Source organism: Streptomyces beihaiensis, assembly GCF_026274175.1.
GTDB lineage: Bacteria > Actinomycetota > Actinomycetes > Streptomycetales > Streptomycetaceae > Streptomyces > Streptomyces beihaiensis.
In genome coordinates this window covers 1-17144 of the sequence record NZ_JAPHNL010000039.1, presented here as the reverse complement: position 1 = coordinate 17144, position 17144 = coordinate 1, and the positions used below count along the sequence as shown (strand labels likewise).

At 71.6% G+C, this 17144-nt stretch carries 15 protein-coding genes; 14 read left to right on the top strand and 1 reads right to left on the bottom strand.

Translation table 11 applies throughout. The annotated features are described in order from the left end of the window. Positions 1-364 precede the first annotated feature (364 nt). The 10 genes from OFY01_RS05575 (at position 365) to OFY01_RS05530 (ending at position 10080) form a co-directional block, all read left to right on the top strand. Entirely contained in the window at positions 365-1333 is a 969-nt protein-coding gene (locus OFY01_RS05575) for a complex I subunit 1/NuoH family protein (protein ID WP_266596875.1), read from the top strand. Then, entirely contained in the window at positions 1333-2046 is a 714-nt protein-coding gene (locus tag OFY01_RS05570) for a NuoI/complex I 23 kDa subunit family protein (protein WP_266596873.1), read from the top strand. Before OFY01_RS05575 ends, OFY01_RS05570 begins: the two co-directional genes overlap by 1 nt. After that, on the top strand, positions 2043-2618 hold the full coding sequence (locus OFY01_RS05565) for an NADH-quinone oxidoreductase subunit J family protein (RefSeq protein WP_266596871.1): 576 nt from the start codon (positions 2043-2045) through the stop codon (positions 2616-2618). The genes OFY01_RS05570 and OFY01_RS05565 overlap by 4 nt, the downstream gene beginning before the upstream one ends. After that, positions 2618-3019, top strand: a complete 402-nt coding sequence (nuoK, locus tag OFY01_RS05560; protein ID WP_266596869.1) for an NADH-quinone oxidoreductase subunit NuoK — start codon at positions 2618-2620, stop codon at positions 3017-3019. Before OFY01_RS05565 ends, nuoK begins: the two co-directional genes overlap by 1 nt. Beyond that, positions 3016-4965, top strand: a complete 1950-nt coding sequence (locus OFY01_RS05555; protein WP_266596867.1) for an NADH-quinone oxidoreductase subunit 5 family protein — start codon at positions 3016-3018, stop codon at positions 4963-4965. Before nuoK ends, OFY01_RS05555 begins: the two co-directional genes overlap by 4 nt. Before the next feature lie 6 nt (positions 4966-4971). Then, positions 4972-6546, top strand: coding sequence for a complex I subunit 4 family protein (locus OFY01_RS05550; protein WP_266596865.1), 1575 nt, complete (start codon positions 4972-4974; stop codon positions 6544-6546). 20 nt (positions 6547-6566) lie between these two features. Beyond that, a complete protein-coding gene (locus OFY01_RS05545) occupies positions 6567-8102 on the top strand; it encodes an NADH-quinone oxidoreductase subunit N (RefSeq protein WP_407700281.1) in 1536 nt (511 codons plus the stop codon). A gap of 83 nt (positions 8103-8185) precedes the next feature. Further along, complete coding sequence (gene mscL / locus OFY01_RS05540; RefSeq protein ID WP_266596861.1) at positions 8186-8641, top strand: large conductance mechanosensitive channel protein MscL; 456 nt, start codon at positions 8186-8188, stop codon at positions 8639-8641. Positions 8642-8827: 186 nt separating this feature from the next. After that, positions 8828-9691 (top strand): zinc metalloprotease HtpX, encoded by an 864-nt coding sequence (htpX, locus tag OFY01_RS05535; RefSeq protein ID WP_266596859.1) that lies wholly within the window; start codon positions 8828-8830, stop codon positions 9689-9691. Continuing rightward, a complete protein-coding gene (locus tag OFY01_RS05530) occupies positions 9688-10080 on the top strand; it encodes a YccF domain-containing protein (RefSeq protein ID WP_266596857.1) in 393 nt (130 codons plus the stop codon). Before htpX ends, OFY01_RS05530 begins: the two co-directional genes overlap by 4 nt. Positions 10081-10093: 13 nt before the next feature. Here the strand turns inward: OFY01_RS05530 and OFY01_RS05525 are convergent, their stop codons facing one another. Beyond that, positions 10094-11353, bottom strand: coding sequence for an APC family permease (locus OFY01_RS05525; RefSeq protein WP_266596855.1), 1260 nt, complete (start codon positions 11351-11353; stop codon positions 10094-10096). 204 nt (positions 11354-11557) lie between these two features. On the opposite strand from OFY01_RS05525, the gene OFY01_RS05520 reads away from it, so the two are divergent. The 4 genes from OFY01_RS05520 to OFY01_RS05505 all read left to right on the top strand — a co-directional run. Further along, positions 11558-11830 carry a GlsB/YeaQ/YmgE family stress response membrane protein gene (locus tag OFY01_RS05520; protein ID WP_266596853.1) on the top strand — a complete coding sequence of 91 codons (273 nt, stop codon included), beginning with the start codon at positions 11558-11560 and terminating at the stop codon, positions 11828-11830. 221 nt (positions 11831-12051) lie between these two features. Then, positions 12052-15078 carry an AAA family ATPase gene (locus OFY01_RS05515; protein WP_266596851.1) on the top strand — a complete coding sequence of 1009 codons (3027 nt, stop codon included), beginning with the start codon at positions 12052-12054 and terminating at the stop codon, positions 15076-15078. 93 nt (positions 15079-15171) lie between these two features. Beyond that, the gene (locus OFY01_RS05510; RefSeq protein ID WP_266596849.1) at positions 15172-16521 is read left to right on the top strand and encodes a serine/threonine-protein kinase; all 1350 of its coding nucleotides are present in this window, start codon (positions 15172-15174) and stop codon (positions 16519-16521) included. A gap of 5 nt (positions 16522-16526) precedes the next feature. Next, a partial coding sequence (locus tag OFY01_RS05505; protein ID WP_266596847.1) for a hypothetical protein occupies positions 16527-17144 on the top strand: 618 nt, incomplete at its 3' end.

Genomic DNA, 17144 nt, shown 5'->3' with positions numbered 1-17144 from the left:
CCGCCCGCCCGGCCCGCCGTGGCCGCAGCGCCGCGGAGGGTTCGGCCTCCCAACGCCCGGCCCCCGCCGAGCCGACGGACCAGCCCGAGCCCAAACCCCGTACGAGCGACGCGCCCTGGCACCACGCCCGCCCGGCGTTCGACGAACAGGCCGCGACGAAGCCCGACAACACAGGCACGGGAACAGACGCAAGAGCAGACGCAAGAGCAGACGCGAGAACAGAGGCAGGAACAGACTCAGAGACTGACACAGGCACCGACACGAGCACGGACACGACCACAGACACGAGCACAGACACGAGCACGGACACGACCACAGACACGAGCACAGACACGACCACGGACAAGCCCGACGGAGGCGCGCAGTGAACGACGCACTGGACGTCACCCTGCGCCTGGCCGTCGTCTTCGTCGCCTTCCTGGTGCTTCCCCTGGTCGTGGGCCAGACCGAGCACAAGGTGATGGCCCACATGCAGGGCCGCCTCGGCCCCATGTACGCGGGCGGTTTCCATGGCTGGGCCCAGCTCGTCGCCGATGGCGTCAAGTTCGCGCAGAAGGAGGACGTGGTCCCGGCCGACGCCGACCGCCGCGTCTTCCAACTCGCCCCCGCAGTGGCCCTCCTCCCGTACCTCCTGGTGCTCCTCGCCATTCCGGTCGGTCCCGGTGACGGCGCGGTCGGCGCCCTCGTCGACGCGGGCGTCTTCTTCGTGCTCGCCGTGATGGGCGTCGGCGTGCTCGGCTCGCTGATGGCCGGCTGGGCGAGTGCCAACAAGTTCTCCCTCCTCGGCGGCCTGCGCACGGCGGCCCAGCTCCTTGCGTACGAACTCCCGATGCTGCTCACGGCGGCCTCGGTCGCCATGGCGGCCGGAACGGTCTCCCTCCCCGGCATCCTCGACGCCTTCGAGTGGTGGTGGCTGCCCTGGCAGATCGTCGGCGCGCTGGTCTTCTTCGTGGCGGGCCTGGCCGAACTGCAGCGCCCTCCCTTCGACATGCCGGTCGCCGACTCCGAGATCATCTTCGGCGCGTACACCGAGTACACGGGCCTGCGCTTCGCTCTCTTCCTGCTCGCCGAGTACGCGGGCATCGTCGTCCTGTGCGGCCTGACCACCGTCCTGTTCCTGGGCGGCTGGCACGGCCCGTGGGGCGCCGACGGACTCGGGTGGGTCTGGACGCTCCTGAAGACGGCGGTGCTCGCCTTCGTCGTGATCTGGCTGCGCGTGACCTACCCGCGGCTGCGCGAGGACCAGCTTCAGAAGCTCTCCTGGACTCTTCTCGTCCCGCTCGCCCTGGCGCAGATCGCGCTCACCGGAATCGTGAAGGTGGCGATCGCCTGATGCCCGCGAACTTCCCCGGGTCCGGCCTGGCCAAGGGCCTCGCCGTCACCCTCCGCACGCTGACGCGCAAGACCGTCACCGAGCAGTACCCCGACGTACAGCCCGAACTGCCGCCGCGTACGCGCGGCGTGATCGGCCTGTTCGAGGAGAACTGCACGGTCTGCATGCTGTGCGCCCGCGAGTGCCCCGACTGGTGCATCTACATCGACTCCCACAAGGAGACGGTGCCGCCCGCCGCCCCCGGCGGCCGCGAGCGCTCCCGTAACGTCCTCGACCGGTTCGCCATCGACTTCTCCCTCTGCATGTACTGCGGTATCTGCATCGAGGTGTGCCCCTTCGACGCGCTGTTCTGGTCACCCGAGTTCGAGTACGCCGAGACGGACATCCGCGAACTCACCCACGAGCGCGACAAACTCCGCGAGTGGATGTGGACGGTTCCGTCTCCTCCAGCCCTCGACCCGGCGGCCGAGGAACCCAAGGAACTGGCGGCCGCTCGTAAGGCGGCGGAGAAGCTGGAGGCCGAGAAGTTGGCGGCCGAGAAGCTGGAGGCCGAGAAGCTGGAGGCCGAGAAGCAGGCCGCAGCCGGCCCCGAGGGCTCCGGTCCCGAGGGCTCCGGCCCCGAGAGCTCCGGTCCCGAGGGCTCCGGTCCCGAGGGCTCCGGCTCCGACAGCTCGGGCTCGGGCTCGCGCTCGGGAGAGGAGCCGACCGCATGAGCAGCCTCGTCCTGGCCGCCGACAGTCACGGCTTCCTCTCCCCGACGGGCGTAGAGGTCGCCTTCCTCCTCGTCGGCCTGGTCACCTTCGGTGCCGCGATCGTCACCGTCACCACCAAGCAGCTGGTGCACGCCGCTCTCTGGCTGGTCGTCGCCCTCGGCGGCCTGGCCGTCGAGTACCTGCTGCTCACCGCCGAGTTCATCGCCTGGGTGCAGGTGCTCATCTATGTCGGTTCCGTCGTGGTCCTCCTCCTCTTCGGTCTGATGCTGACCCGCGCACCCATCGGCCGCTCCCCGGACGCGGACAGCGGCAACCGCTGGGCCGCCCTGACGGTCGCCCTCGCCTCGGCCGCCGCCCTGGTCTGGGTCGTCGCCGACGCCTTCCGCACGACCTGGATCGACGTGGACCGCGCCCAGGGCAGCACGGCCGTGACCGGCTCGATCCTCTTCCGGCACTGGGTGCTGCCGTTCGAGGCCCTGTCCGTGCTCCTCCTCGCCGCCCTCGTCGGCGCGATCGTCCTGTCCCGCAAGAACGACGGCGCCGCAGCCGCCGACGGCAAGGGCGGTCACTGATGCATCTCGTCTACCCCGCGGTCCTGTCCTCCCTTCTCTTCTGCACGGGCCTGTACGGCGTCCTGGCCCGCCGCAACGCGATCCTGGTCCTGATGTCGGTCGAGCTCATGCTGAACGCCGTCAACCTCAACCTCGTCGCCTTCGACGTCTGGCTGCGCGACACCCTCCACGCGGGCCAGGCGCTGACCCTGTTCGTCATCGCCGTCGCCGCCGCCGAGATCGGCATCGGTCTGGCGATCGTGCTGGCCGTCTACCGGGGCCGCGGCACCTCGGACATCGACAAGCTCCGCGACGCCGCCGAACCCCGCGACCCGCACGACGACCCGTACGACCCGTCCGACACCGCGGCGGTGGCCGATGCCGCCGACGCCACGGACGAGAAGGCCGAGGCCACCGCGTGACCACCACGACCCTCGCCGTCCTCGTCCCCCTCCTTCCGTTCCTCGGCGCCGTCGCCGGCCTGCTGCTCGGCCGCACGGTCCCCGGCCTCGTCCGCCCGCTGGCCGTACTGCCGACGCTGGCCGCGCTGGTGCTCGCCGTCGTCGTCGCCGTCGACCAGGGCGGCGGCAACGGCAACGGCACCGCCGCCCTGAACACCCACACCCAGCTCACCCCGACCGGCTCCGTGCCGATCGAACTCGCCCTCCACATCGACGGCTTCGCCGCCCTCGTCGCCGTCCTCGTCGGCGTCGTGGCGACCTGCGTGCAGATCTACTCGACGGGCTATCTGCGCGACGACCCCCGCTACCCCTCCTATGCCGCGCTCGTCTCGCTGTTCACCTCCGCGATGCTCCTGGTCGTCTACTCGGGCGACCTGATCGTGCTGCTCGTCGGCTGGGAAGTCATGGGCATCTGCTCGTACTTCCTCGTCGGCCACTACTGGGAGACCCCCGAGGCGCGCGCCGCCTCCCTCAAGGCCTTCGTCGTCACAAAGCTCGGTGACGTCCCCTTCCTCATCGGTCTGTTCGCGCTCGCCGCGGACGCGGGCTCTTTCCGCATCACGACGGTCCTCGGCAAGGCGGCGAGCTCGGGCGGCCTCGACCACCCGACGCTCATCGCGCTGCTCCTGCTCGCCGGTGTCGCGGGCAAGTCCGCCCAGTTCCCGCTGCACACCTGGCTGCCCGACGCGATGGCGGGCCCCACGCCCGTCTCCGCGCTGATCCACGCGGCGACGATGGTCGCCGCCGGTGTCTACTTCATCGCCCGTCTCCTCCCCGTCTTCGCCGCGTCGCAGGCGGCCCTGATCGTGCTCGCCGTCATGGCCGCCGTCACCATGGCCGGTTCCGCCCTCGCCGCCCTCGCCCAGGACGACATCAAGCGCGTCCTCGCGTACTCCACCGTCGGCCAACTCGGTTACATGACCGGGGCCCTGGCCGTCGGCGACCGCGATGCCGCCGTCTTCCACCTCCTCACGCACGGCGGCTTCAAGGCGCTGCTGTTCCTCGCGGCGGGCGTGATCATCCACGCCGCCGGTACCAACTCGCTCTCCGCGATGTCCCGCATGAAGGACCTGCGCGACCGTGTGCCGGACGCCTTCTGGACGATGACCGTGGCGCTGCTCGCCCTCGCCGCGATCCCGCCGTTCAGCGGTTTCTTCTCGAAGGAGGCCGTCCTCGGCGCCGCCGAGCACACCGCCACCGGCGACCAGCACGGCGTCCCTGCCGTCACCGGCTGGATCGTCCTCGTCGCGGGCCTGCTCACCGCCCTCCTCACCGCCGCCTACGCGACCCGCCTGTGGCTGCTCGCCTTCAACGGCCGGGGCGGTGAAGCCCCCGACCACGGCAGGCAGCCGGTCGTCATGAACGTCGTGCTGTGGGTCCTGGCGATCCCCTCCCTCGCTCTCGGTCTGGTCACGGGCGTACTGCCCGACTGGTTCGACGGCCGCTCGCTCACCCCGGCCCTCACCACCTCCGTCCTCGGCACGGGCGTCGCCCTCGTAGGCGGACTCGTCACCTACGGGGCCTGGCGCCACACCACCGCGATGGCCGCCATCGGCGCCGCCTCAGGCGCAACCCCCGACGCAACCCCCGACGCGGTCCCCGACGCCGACCCCGGCCGGCTGCTGCTCGGCCCGCTGTACCGTCACGCCGCCGTCGGCTTCCACCTCGACGGCGCCTACGCGGCGCTCTTCGTCCGTCCGGTGCGGGCCGCCGCCTCGCTCGTCCAGTTCCTCGACCGCGCCGTCGTCGACACCTACGTACGCGCGGCGGCCGAGACTCCCAAGGCCCTGGGCTGGGCCGTGCGCCGCGCCCAGACCGGAAACGTGCAGACCTACCTCAGCGCACTGCTCGCAGGCACCGTCGTCCTGGTGGTCGCCGTCGTCCTCGTCGCCACCGCCGGAGCGTGAGCAGCCGTGATCGATATCAGCGAATCCGTGATGCAGCTTCTTCTCGCATTGATCGTCGTCGGCCCGCTCATCGGCGCCGTCGCCGCTCTCCTCCCCGCCCCGCCGGGGCTGAAGGGGAAGTCCCCGGACCAGGCCGTACTCCGCCACGGCGTGACCGTGACCGGCGCGGTGCTCGTCGCCGCGATCGTCCTCGCGCTCGGCTTCGACCACGGCCACCCGTCGAGGATGCAGGCCACGACCGACATCAGCTGGATCCCCGCGCTCGGCGTGCGCATCCACCTCGGCATCGACGGCATCTCCCTCCCCCTTCTGGTGCTCACGGCGCTGCTGACGTTCCTGTGCGCGCTGTACTCCTACTTCAAAATGCCCAAGGGCCCGTCACCCAAGGCATTCGTCGCCCTGATCCTGGTCCTGGAATCGGGCACCCTCGCCACCTTCGCCGTCCTCGACCTCCTCCTCTTCTTCCTCGCCTTCGAGATGGTCCTCATCCCGATGTACTTCCTCATCGCCCGCTGGGGCGGTGAGCAACGAGCGCGAGCGGCCTGGAAATTCATCCTCTTCACGCTGCTCGGCTCGGTCGTGATGCTGCTCGGCCTCCTCCTCATCGGCCTCAAGTCCGGCACGTTCGACATGATGGCACTGGCCACTGACAACGGCCGGGGTCTGAGCACATCCGTGCAGGTCATCGCCGTTCTGGCGATCGGGATCGGGCTCGCGGTGAAGGCCCCGATGTGGCCACTGCACAGCTGGCTGCCGGACGCCCACACCGCCGCGCCGACCGTCGGCTCGGTCCTCCTCGCCGGCGTCCTGCTGAAGATGGGAACGTACGGGTTCGTCCGGATCCTGCTGCCGATCGCGCCCGACGGGATGCGGACCTTCGCGCCGTACCTCGCCGCGTTCGCCGTCGTCGGGATCATCTACGGGTCCCTCGCCTGCCTGAACCTCGCCAAGCAGGGCGCGAAGGGCGACCTCAAGCGCCTGATCGCCTACTCCTCCGTCGGCCACATGGGCTTCGTCCTGCTCGGCATCGCCACGATGTCCCCGACCGGCGTCAACGGCGCGCTCTTCGCCAACATCGCCCACGGCCTCATCACCGGCCTGCTCTTCTTCCTCGTCGGCGCGCTCAAGGACCGGACCGGAACCAGCGACCTCGACACCCTCTCCGAACAGAGCGGCATGGCCCTGTACGGAAAGGCGCCGCGGCTCGGCGGGCTTCTCGCGTTCGGCGCCGTCGCCTCCCTCGGTCTGCCCGGACTCGCCGGATTCTGGGGCGAGATGCTGGCGCTGTTCGGCGCGTTCAAGCCAGCCGGTGATCTGAGCCGACCGGCGTTCCTCGTGTTCATGTCGATCGCCGCCGTCGGCACCCTGCTGACCGCCGCGTACATGCTCATCGTGGTCCGCCGCGTCTGCATGGGGCCGAGCACGCCCGAGGCACCACGCCTCGCCGACGTGCGCGGGTACGAGTTCGCCGCCTGGACCCCGCTCGTCGCCCTCACCGTCCTCGCGGGCCTGTGGCCCGCCGCCCTGCTCGGCCTGACGAACCCGGCCGTGCAGAAGCTCCTCGCAGGAGGCATGAAGTGACCGCCGTCGCCGCGCCCTCCGTGGCCTCCCTCGTCCAGTCCGTCGACTGGACCGCCATCGCGCCGCCGACCATCGCAGCGGTCGTCGCGCTGGTCGTCCTGGTCGCCGACCTGTTCGTGGGGGAGAACCGCAAGGCGGTCCTCGGCTGGACGTCCGTCGCGGGCCTGGCCGCCGCCACGCTCTCCCTCGTCCCGCTCATCGGCGCCAGGCGCTCGACGTTCTGCCTGCACAACGCGCCGTACGACGCCTGCAGCTACACCGCGGACCGTTTCACCCTGGTCATCCAGTTCCTGGTCCTCGCGGGCGCCCTGGTCACGGCTCTGCTCTCCATCAGCAGCCTCAAGGACGCGAGAAACCACCGGAACGGTGCCAGGCCCTATCCGGAGGGCGAGTTCTGGTTCCTGCTGCTGTCCTCCGCCGCGGGAGCCGCCCTGCTGCCCGCCTCCCGCGATCTGGCCACCCTGGTCGTCGCCCTGGAGGTCGCCTCCCTGCCCGCCTTCGCCCTCGTCGGTCTCAAGCGGGGCGACCGGCGTTCCTCCGACGCGGCCCTGAAGTTCTTCCTCTCCTCGGTCACCGCGACCGCCGTCACACTGCTGGGCGTCAGCTTCGTCTACGCGAGCACGGGCACCCTGCACCTCACCCGCGTCGCCACCGGGCTCACCCACGTCGACGGGCAACTCCACACCCTCACCCAGGCCGGTGTGGCGCTCACCCTCGTCGGCTTCGCCTTCAAGACGGCCGCCGTGCCGTTCCACTTCTGGGTGCCCGACACCTATGTGGGCGCCCCCCTGCCGGTCGCCGCCTACCTGTCGGTCATCGGCAAGGCCGTGGGCTTCTCCGGCCTCATCCTCGTCACCGTCATCGCCTTCCCGTCGTACGCCGACGTGTGGGGCCCGGCGCTCGCCGCGCTCGCCGCGCTGACCATGACCGTCGGCAACGTCGCCGCCCTGCGCCAGCAGGCCACGCGCGCGTACAGCGCCGTCCGGCTGCTCGCCTGGTCCTCCGTCGGCCAGGCCGGCTACCTCCTGGTGCCGATCGCCGCGGCCGCCTACTCCGACGACCCGCAGAAGTCGGTCGGCTCCACGCTCGCTTACGCGCTGATGTACGCCGCGGTGAACCTCGGCGCGTTCGCCGTGGCCGCGCTCGTCGCCCGTACGAAGCCGCTCAACCGCCTGAGCGACTACCGGGGCCTGTACGCCTCCCGCCCGTTCGCCGCGCTCGTCCTGGGCTTCTTCCTGCTGTGCCTCGCGGGCCTGCCGCCGGGCATCATCGGCCTGTTCGCCAAGGTCACCGTCTTCTCGGCGGCCGTCGACGCGGGGCTCGGCTGGCTCGCCGTCGTCATGGCCGTCAACGTGGTGATCGCGCTCTACTACTACCTTCAGTGGACGGCCACGCTCTTTCGCGCGCGTGAGGGCGAGAGCACCGGGAAAGCGCAGGTGGCTGACCGTTTCTGCGGCCCGCTCACGACGGCCGTCGCCGCCACCGCCGTCATCGGTGTGGCGCTGTCCGGTGCCCCGCAAGTGGTGCTGCGATTTGCCTCCACGGGCCTCTTCTAGAACCCTCGTACGGTCCCGGCCATCCACACCACGGGCCGCGGCACCCACCCCACCCACAGGTCGCACCTGAAGGAGACAACGCCGTGCTGAGCGGGTTCAAGGACTTCATCCTCCGTGGAAACATCGTCTCGATGGCCATCGGCCTCGCCGTCGGAGCCGCGTTCACCGCGGTCGTCACCGGCTTCAGCACGGCGTTCATCGCCCCGCTGATCGGCCTGGCCACGCGCTCGACCGGTGACTTCAGCACGGCGCACTTCACGGTGGACGGCACCGAGTTCCCGTACGGCAAGTTCATCAGCGCCGCCATCGCCTTCCTGATCACCGCGGCCGTGCTCTACTTCCTGGTCGTCGTGCCGATGATGAAGCTCCAGGCGCGCATGGACCGCGACAAGCCGGTCGACGCCAAGGCCGCCACCCGCGACTGCCCGCGCTGCTACAGCCAGATTCCCGGCATCGCCACCCGCTGCGCGCACTGCACGAGCGAGATCAAGGCCGACCCGGAGGCGCTGGAGCTGGCGGGCCTGCCGGGGCAGCGCTGACCCGTACGGCCTACACGCGCGCCCGTCGCGCACCTGGTGCACAAGGGAACTAGTCCCGCTCGTCTGGCGTTGACCAGTCAGGGAGGGTCCACTGGACACGGATGCACGCGCATGCGTGCACTCCCAGTGGAAGCAGCAAGACAGCAAGCAGTGGGTTCCCCTGCCGCACCACCAGGAGGGCGTACCGTGCACCGCCGGCACAACGGACTGAGGACGGCAGTCCTCCTCGGAGGACTGTCCGCCCTCATTCTCGTCATCGGTAGCTTCTTCGGCCGGACGGGGCTCGTCATCGCGCTCGTCGTCGCGCTGGGGACCAACGCGTACGCGTACTGGAACAGTGACAAGCTCGCCCTGCGCGCGATGCGGGCCCGCCCGGTCAGCGAGTTCGAGGCGCCCGCGCTGTACCGGATGGTGCGGGACCTCTCCACGCAGGCCCGGCAGCCCATGCCTCGCCTCTACATCTCCCCGACGGAGGCGCCGAACGCGTTCGCGACGGGCCGCAACCCGCGCAACGCGGCGGTCTGCTGCACCGACGGGATCCTGCGCATCCTGGACGAGCGCGAGCTGCGCGGTGTCATCGGCCACGAGCTCAGCCATGTCTACAACCGCGACATCCTGATCTCGTCGGTGGCCGGAGCGCTCGCCTCCGTGATCATGTTCCTGGTCAACTTCGCGTGGCTCATCCCGATCGGCCGCTCCGATGACGACGACGGCCCCGGCCTGATCGGCATGCTCCTGATCATGCTGCTCGGCCCGCTCGCCGCGTCCGTCATCCAGCTCGCGATCAGCCGATCGAGGGAGTACGAGGCCGACGCCTCGGGCGCCCGGCTCACCGGCGACCCGCTGGCCCTGGCGAGCGCGCTGCGCAAGCTTGAGGCCGGTACGAAGCAGTTGCCGCTGCCGCCCGAGCCGCGTCTGGAGACGGCGAGCCACATGATGATCGCGAACCCCTTCCGGCCCGGCCAGGGACTGTCGAAGATGTTCTCCACGCACCCGCCGATGGCGGAGCGAATCGCCCGGCTCGAGCAGATGGCAGGTCGCCGATCGTGAAGACACTCCTCAACATCATCTGGTTGGTCCTGAGCGGCTTCTGGCTGTTCCTGGGCTACGTGCTCGCAGGTCTGCTGCTCTGCGTCACCATCATCGGGATCCCCTTCGGCATCGCGTCGTTCAGGATCGGGATCTACGCCCTGTGGCCCTTCGGGTACACGACGGTCGAGCGCCGGGACGCGGGCGCCCCCTCCTGCGTCGGCAACATCCTGTGGCTCGTCCTGGCGGGTTGGTGGCTTGCGCTGGCCCACATCGTCACCGGCATCGCCCTGTGCCTCACGATCATCGGAATCCCCTTCGGGATCGCCAACTTCAAGCTGATCCCGGTGTCGTTGCTGCCGTTGGGCCGGGAGATCGTGCCCACGGACCGGCCGTTCGCGACGCGGTAGACGCCTCGGGGCCCTATCGGCCGTCACGCGTGCGTGCCGGCAGCTGTGCGCGTGCCGCGTACGCCGCCGCCCCCACCACGAGCACCCCGGCCCCCGCCGCCACCGACGTCGCCGGAAGGGAGAACGCCAGGGCAGCGCAGCCCACGGCGCCCACGGCGGGCACCACGCGCCCGCGGAAGGCGGAGGTCAGGGTCCACGCCGAGGCGTTGGCCACCGCGTAGTAGGCGAGCACGCCGAACGAGGAGAAGCCGATCGCGCCGCGCACGTCGCCCAGCGCCGCCGCGACGGCCACCACCGCGCCGACAGCCAGTTCGGCCCTGTGCGGCACCTGGAAGCGCGGATGCACGGCCGACAGAGTGTGCGGCAGGTGGCGGTCGCGTGCCATCGCCAAGGTGGTCCGGGAGACACCGAGCACGAGCGCCATCAGTGAGCCGAGCGCCGCCACCGCGGCCCCCGCCCTGACGACGGGTACGAGGCCGTCCGCCCCGGCCGCCCGTACCGCGTCGGCCAGCGGCGCCGAGGCCGTGGCGAGCCCGCGGGTGCCGAGGACGGAGACGGCGGCCACCGCCACGGCGGCGTACACGACCAGGGTGATGGCCAGCGCTATGGGGATCGCCCGCGGAATCGTGCGCGCCGGATCCCGCACCTCCTCGCCGAGCGTCGCCACGCGCGCGTACCCGGCGAAGGCGAAGAACAGCAGCCCGGCCCCGCCGAGCACGCCGCCCACGCCCCCGGAGAGCCCCGGTTCGAGCCGGGAGGCCCGCGCAGGTCCGGAGGCGACGCACACGATCACGACCGCCGCGAGGACCGCGAGCACCACGGCGACGACGACCCGGGTGAGCCCGGCCGACTTCTGGACGCCCAGGTAGTTCACGGCGGTCACCGCCACCACGGCCACGACGGCCACCGCGTGCGCCTGCCCCGGCCACACGTATGTGCCCACCGTCAGGGCCATCGCCGCGCACGACGCCGTCTTGCCCACGACGAACGCCCAGCCCGCCAGGTAGCCCCAGAACGGGCCGAGCCGCTCGCGCCCGTACACGTACGTGCCGCCGGAGACGGGGTAGCGGGCGGCGAGCCGCGCGGACGACGTCGCGTTGCAGTACGCCACCACGGCGGCTGCCGCGAGCGCGTACAGCAGCCCGGAGCCGGCCGATCGGGCTGCCGGACCCAGCGCGGCGAAGACGCCGGCGCCGATCATCGCGCCGAGTCCGACGACGACGGCGTCTCGTACACCGAGCGCTCTGCGCAGGGAAGTTCCCGACTGTGTCATGCGCCGCACCCTAAAGGCGCACCGCAACCGCGATACGCATGGGTGTCGTCCTTCGGGGAAACAGTGCGTCGAGCCGGTGCGAACCACTCACGCACCACACGGGCACCACAGAGACCACGCCGGAACCATAGACACCACGCCGGCACACAGACATCACGCACAAAGCACTACAAGCAGCAGCACGACGGAAAGGCAGAACACGGCATGAGCATCATCAGCTGGATCCTCCTGGGCCTGATCGCCGGTGCCATCGCCAAGTTCCTGCTCCCGGGCCGCGACCCGGGCGGGCTGATCGGCACCACGCTCATCGGCGTCGCGGGCTCCTTCATCGGCGGCTGGATATCGGCGAAGTGGCTCGACCGGCCCATAGCCACCGACTTCTACGACACCGCCACCTGGATCTCCGCGATCGGCGGCGCTCTCGTCCTCCTGATCGTCTACCGGATCTTCTTCGGGGACTCCCGCAGCAGGCGCTGACCCGGGTCTCGGGGCCGCCCGCGTGCGCCCTGGGTGTGCCGGACGCGCCGGGTGCGCGCCCCCAAGTCGCCTTCGTGCGCTCCCTGCTGTCTCTTCACGGGCAGTTTCCGCAGAACAGGGGAGCGTGAGGCGCCCGTTGTGGAAGCATTGCCGTAACGGGGAGGTGGGAGCGAGGGGCCCGGTCCGGTTGTCGAAGCCGTGCCGCGTCCCCCGCGACGCGTATGCAGCTGCGCCCGACACAGTTCTTCACCGACGGCGTACTCGACCCTGACGCCTGTGGTGACCGGCGGACCGCCGCCGTCCTGACCGCGGCCGCGCAGCGGTCGGGCCGACGGATGCGGCCCAGCGACGTGCTGTACGCGGCCCTCGCCGAACGCGACGCCGCCCTGCTGTCCGCGCTCGACGTGGCGCTCGTCGACGGTGCGGCACCGGCCCACCTCATGGATGCCATCGACGTCTACAACCCGCCCGGCGCCGCCTACGAATTCGACGGTTCGAGAAGTTCCGTCGCGCCGGAACTTCTCGCGGCACTCGACGCGTTCACCGACCAGAGCGCCGCGATCGCCGCCCCGGTCGCCGCGCCCGCGTCAACGACCGTATCCATGAGCACAACTCAACAGAGTGCCGCTGGCCAGCGCGCCGCCGAACAGCGTGCCGCTGGACGGGGTGCCGCCGAACAGAGTGCCCCCGAACGGGGCGCCGCAGCACGCGGTGCCGCCGAGACGCCCGTCCCGCTCACCGGCCCCGCGGTCCTCGACCTGCTCCTGGCCTGCGTCCTCGCCCACCCCGACGAGCAGGACCGCACCTTCCTCGGCGAGATCCTGGACCTGACACGGGCCGCCGACGCGCTGCGCCGCCGCGTGCGGGTGCGTCTGGAAACGCCGCGCGAACTGTTCGACGAGGGCTCGGGACGGCTGCGCACCGAGGGATTCACGCCCGACGCCTGGGCCGTCCTCGAACGGGCCGCCGAGCGTGCCGCCGCGCTCGGCTACGACCGGCTGCTGCCGCCGCACTGCCTGCTCGCACTGCTCGGTGAGACGGAAGGGCTGGCCGAGCGGCTGCTGCGGCTCCAACTGCCGCCGCAGATCGGCCTGGTGAAAGCGGTCGAGCTGATATCCGGCGCCTTCCGGATATCGGACCGGCCCAGCCGCGGCACGCCCCGACTGCACCGCGACGACTGCGGAGAGGCCCTGCACGAACTGCTCACCGCGGCCCGCCGCACGTCGGCCCTGTGGGACGCCGACCGGGTCGACACGCCCCACCTGCTCGCCGCGCTGCTCGACGAGCCGCCGCAGCGCCTGATCTCCGTGCTCGCAGCCGAACCGCTCCGCCTGGACCTGGAGCGACTGCGGACCCACCTGGCCGAGTCGCTGCGCGCCCGCCGTAGCGCGCGCCCGCGCGAGACGGCGTACAAGCTGCCGGATTTCCTGCCGCCGTCCGAGGACCTGACCTGGCAGGCACGCACCCGCGAGCTGCCACCCGCCCGGCACCTCGACCGCTACTTCGGCCCGCTGTGCCGCGCCCTGCACCGCGCCGAGAACAACCACGTGCTGGTCACCGGTCTGCCCGGCATCGGCACGACCACCCTGCTGCGGGAGCTGGCGCGGCGGGCGGCGGCGGGCGAGATTCCCTTCCTGCGGCGCAAGCGGTTCCTGCGCGTGGACTGCCGGGACGTGGCGGCGGAGGAGAGCGGCACCCAGCTGTCGGCGCTCATCAGCCACGTGAAGGGCCGCACCGACGTGGTCGTGTGCGTGGACGGGCTCGGGCCGCTGTTGCGCGGCCCGCAGGGAACCGACCACGTCCTGGAGCTGCGCCGCGCGCTGTCCGAGCGCAGCCTCCACCTCATCGGGGTGCTGTCCGTGCAGGACTACGAGGACCTGCTCACCGCCGACCACGAACTACAGGAGCTCTCCTGCCGGATCGACATGACCGAGCCGGACCGGGAGAGCGCCCGCGACATGGTGCGGCAGGCGGGGGACGCGCTGGCGGAGGAGTTCGGGTTGAGCGTCGAGGACCACGCGGTGGCCCGCTCCGTGGTCCTCGCCGGTGAGTTCATCGCCCACCGCAAGCTGCCGCAGTCCGCCGTGCGGGTGCTGCGCCGCGCCTGCGAGGACCTGCACTACGCGCGCACCCAGGAGGGGGACGAGCGGGCGGCGGTGACCGCGGACGACGTCATCGACGTCGTGGCCGAGCTGTCCGGGGTGGCGCGCAGCCAGATCGCCGGGTCCGCCGACGGCGACGACCGGGTCGACTACGCGGCGGCGCTCGGCGCGCGCGTCGTCGGCCAGGACCAGGCGGTACGGGTGGTCGCGGACGAGCTGCGGCGGATCAAGGCCGGTCTCGCCGACGCGAGTTCGGGGCCCGCGACCGTGCTGCTGTTCGCCGGGCTGACGGGCGTCGGCAAGACCGAGCTGGCCAAGGCCGTGGCGGGTCTGTACTCGGCGTCCAAGCGACTCCAGACGTACCCGATGGAGAACTTCACCGAGCCGCACAGCGTCGCCGGCCTGATCGGTCCACCGCCCGGCTACCGGGGCCACGAGCGCGGCGGGCGCCTGATCAACGAGCTCAATGCCGACCCGTACTGCGTCTTCCTCCTCGACGAGGTGGAGAAGGCACACCCGGAGGTGCTGCGCCCGTTCCTCAACCTGTTCGACGAGGGCTGGATCATCGACCAGCGCGGCGTGAAGGCCCACGCCGACCGGGCGATCTTCCTGCTCACCACCAACGCCGGGCACGAGAAGATCTCCCACCACGGCGCGCACCGCCCCGACGAGGAGATCGCCGCCGCGGTGCGCGCCCGCCTCGGCGAGCTGCGCCACCGGCAGGGCGAGGCCGTCTTCACGCCCGAGTTCCTCGCCCGGATCCGCCGCATCGTCGTCTTCCGTCCGCTGGGCGAGGAGGCGATGTACGGGATCGGACGCCTGGTGGTCGAGCGGCAGCGGGCACTATGGCGCGAGCGGCGGGAGAAGGACCTCGTCGTCTCGGAGGAACTGCTGCGCTACGCCGCCAAGCTGGGCCACGAGAGAGATGTCGCCGCGCAGGGCAGGGAAGGCGGACGGGTGATGTCGCCGCTGCTGACCGACCTGGTGGAGACGCCGGTGCTCACGGCGTCGGAGGAGCGTCCGGACGAGTTCCGCGCGTGCGCGCGCATCGAGGTGACGTGCGTGCCGGGCGAGGCGCCGGACGACCCGTTCGCCGATCTCGTGATGCCGCGCACGGAAGTACGGCTGGTACCGCCGGAACCGTAGGGGCGTGGCGAAGTGTCGTACTGAACAGTCGAGTTGGCCGAGGTGAGCCCGGTCGGCCGGCGGCGCGGTGCGTGTCGAGGGGAGGCGCGTGTGATGGAGCGGGCGACCGGACCCGGGGCGGTTCCGGCTGCCGCGGTGCCCGGCGAGAGCGATCTGCGCGAACTGGTCGGCCGGGTCGTCGACGGCCGGTACGTGCTGCGCGAATGGATCGGCGGAGGCGGGTTCGGCGGCGTGTTCCGCAGTGAGCAGTACGTGCTGGGGCGGGCCGTGCGGCCGGTCGCGTGCAAGGTGTCGCGACGCGCCGACCTGACCGAGGCGACCGCCGCCGACCTCTTCGCCGACGTCCTCGTCCTCGCCGACGCCATGGGCACGATGACGGACCTGGAGGCTCGCCGCCACCTCGTCCACGTCTACGACGCCGGACTCGCCCCAGGTCTCGGCGGGCGCGCCTACCTCGTCATGGAGTACGTGCAAGGCGCGACCCTGGCCGGTGAGTTCGCGCGCCTCGGCCGTGTTCCGCCGCGTCTGATGGTGAAGTGGGCGCGGCAGATCGCGGTGGCGCTGCGCGGTCTGCACTGCCTGGTGCCGCCGCTGCTCCACCGCGATCTGAAACCCGACAATGTGCTCGTCGGCCAGGACCGCGCGGTGCGGCTCATCGACTTCGGGCTCGCCGCGCGCATGCTCGCCACGGGCCAGGTCCAGGGCGCCGCGGGCACCACCCGGTACATGGCACCCGAGACCGCGCGCGGCGCGAGCCTGCCCGCTTCCGACCTGTACTCGCTCGGACTGCTGATGTACGAGGGGCTGACGGGGCAGGAGCCGTACGGGCATGTCGTCGTCCCGCTCGACCTGCCCGAGCGTGAACTCGCCGAGTGGCTGGTGGAGGCCAAGCGGAAGGCGCCACCGGTTCGGCCCTCCTCGATCGAGGCTTCGGTCACGCCCGAGCTGGACGCCGTCGTCATGCGCTGCCTGGAGCTTCGGCCCGAGCGGCGGTTCCGCGGGGCGGACGAGGTGATCGCCGCCTTGGACGCGCTGCCGGAGGAGGCGTCGGCGGGGCCCGTCCGGGCCCGCGGCCGGGCCGAAGCGACCCGGGCGACGGCTCCCGGCCCGGACGAGTTGACGCGGGCCCGCCGCCATCTGGCCGCCGGGGAGGCGCGCGCCGCGGTCGGGCTGCTGACCGAGGCGCTCGCCAAGAGCACGGTGCCGCGCGAGCTGCGGCCCGTGCTGATGGTCGAACTCGCCAAGGCACAAGGGGCGTTGGCGGACCATGGCGCCGCCGCCCTGGCCTGGGCGGCGGCCTACGAATGCGTGTGCGCCGGCGTGCGCCCGCCCGACGGAATGAGCCGTGAGCGCCTCGCGGAGCGCGCGGCGACGGCCTTCCGCGCCGCGGGCAACAGGTTCCAGGCCGACCACTTCGCGCGCCTCGCATGGGGCGGGAGGTGAGCCGGGTGCAGCCGCAGCGTTCGTTGCGCAAGAGCCTGTCCGGCCTCGGTCGGCTCGAGAACGCCTGGGCCGGAGCGCTCGAGCAGACCGACCCGGGGCAGGCGGTCGAGCGGCTGCGTCACGTCCTCAAGGGGTTCGAGGAGCGGTCCGAGCAGACGGCCGGGCTGTGGCTGTCGTTCCAGGACTCGTTCCTGGAGCCGCGCTTCCTGCCGCGGCTCGCCCCCGACGACCTGGAGAACCTGGCACGGCACGGCGAACGGCTCGCCACCGCGGGCCGCGTGGGGCTGCACCAGACGTGGATACCGCTCGCCCGCGCCGCGCAGTTGCGCGCCACACCGGACGACCGGGCGTGGGCCCTCGCCCTCCTCGCCCGCCTCTACCACGCGCCGAACGCGTACGAGGAGGCGCGCGTCGGCGCGGCCGTGGCGCTCGTCGAGGCCGGTGCCGACAACGACAGCGCGCTCGACGTGTACGCGGATCTGCTCGGGCGGCACCCGCGCCCGCCCGCCGCGGTCCTCACCCACGTACGACGGGTTCTCGCGGTGGGCTTCGACGACCCGGCCGACCGGGTGGAGCGGGCGGCGGCGCTGGCCGGGCGGCTGGCCAAGATCGGAAGAGCGTCG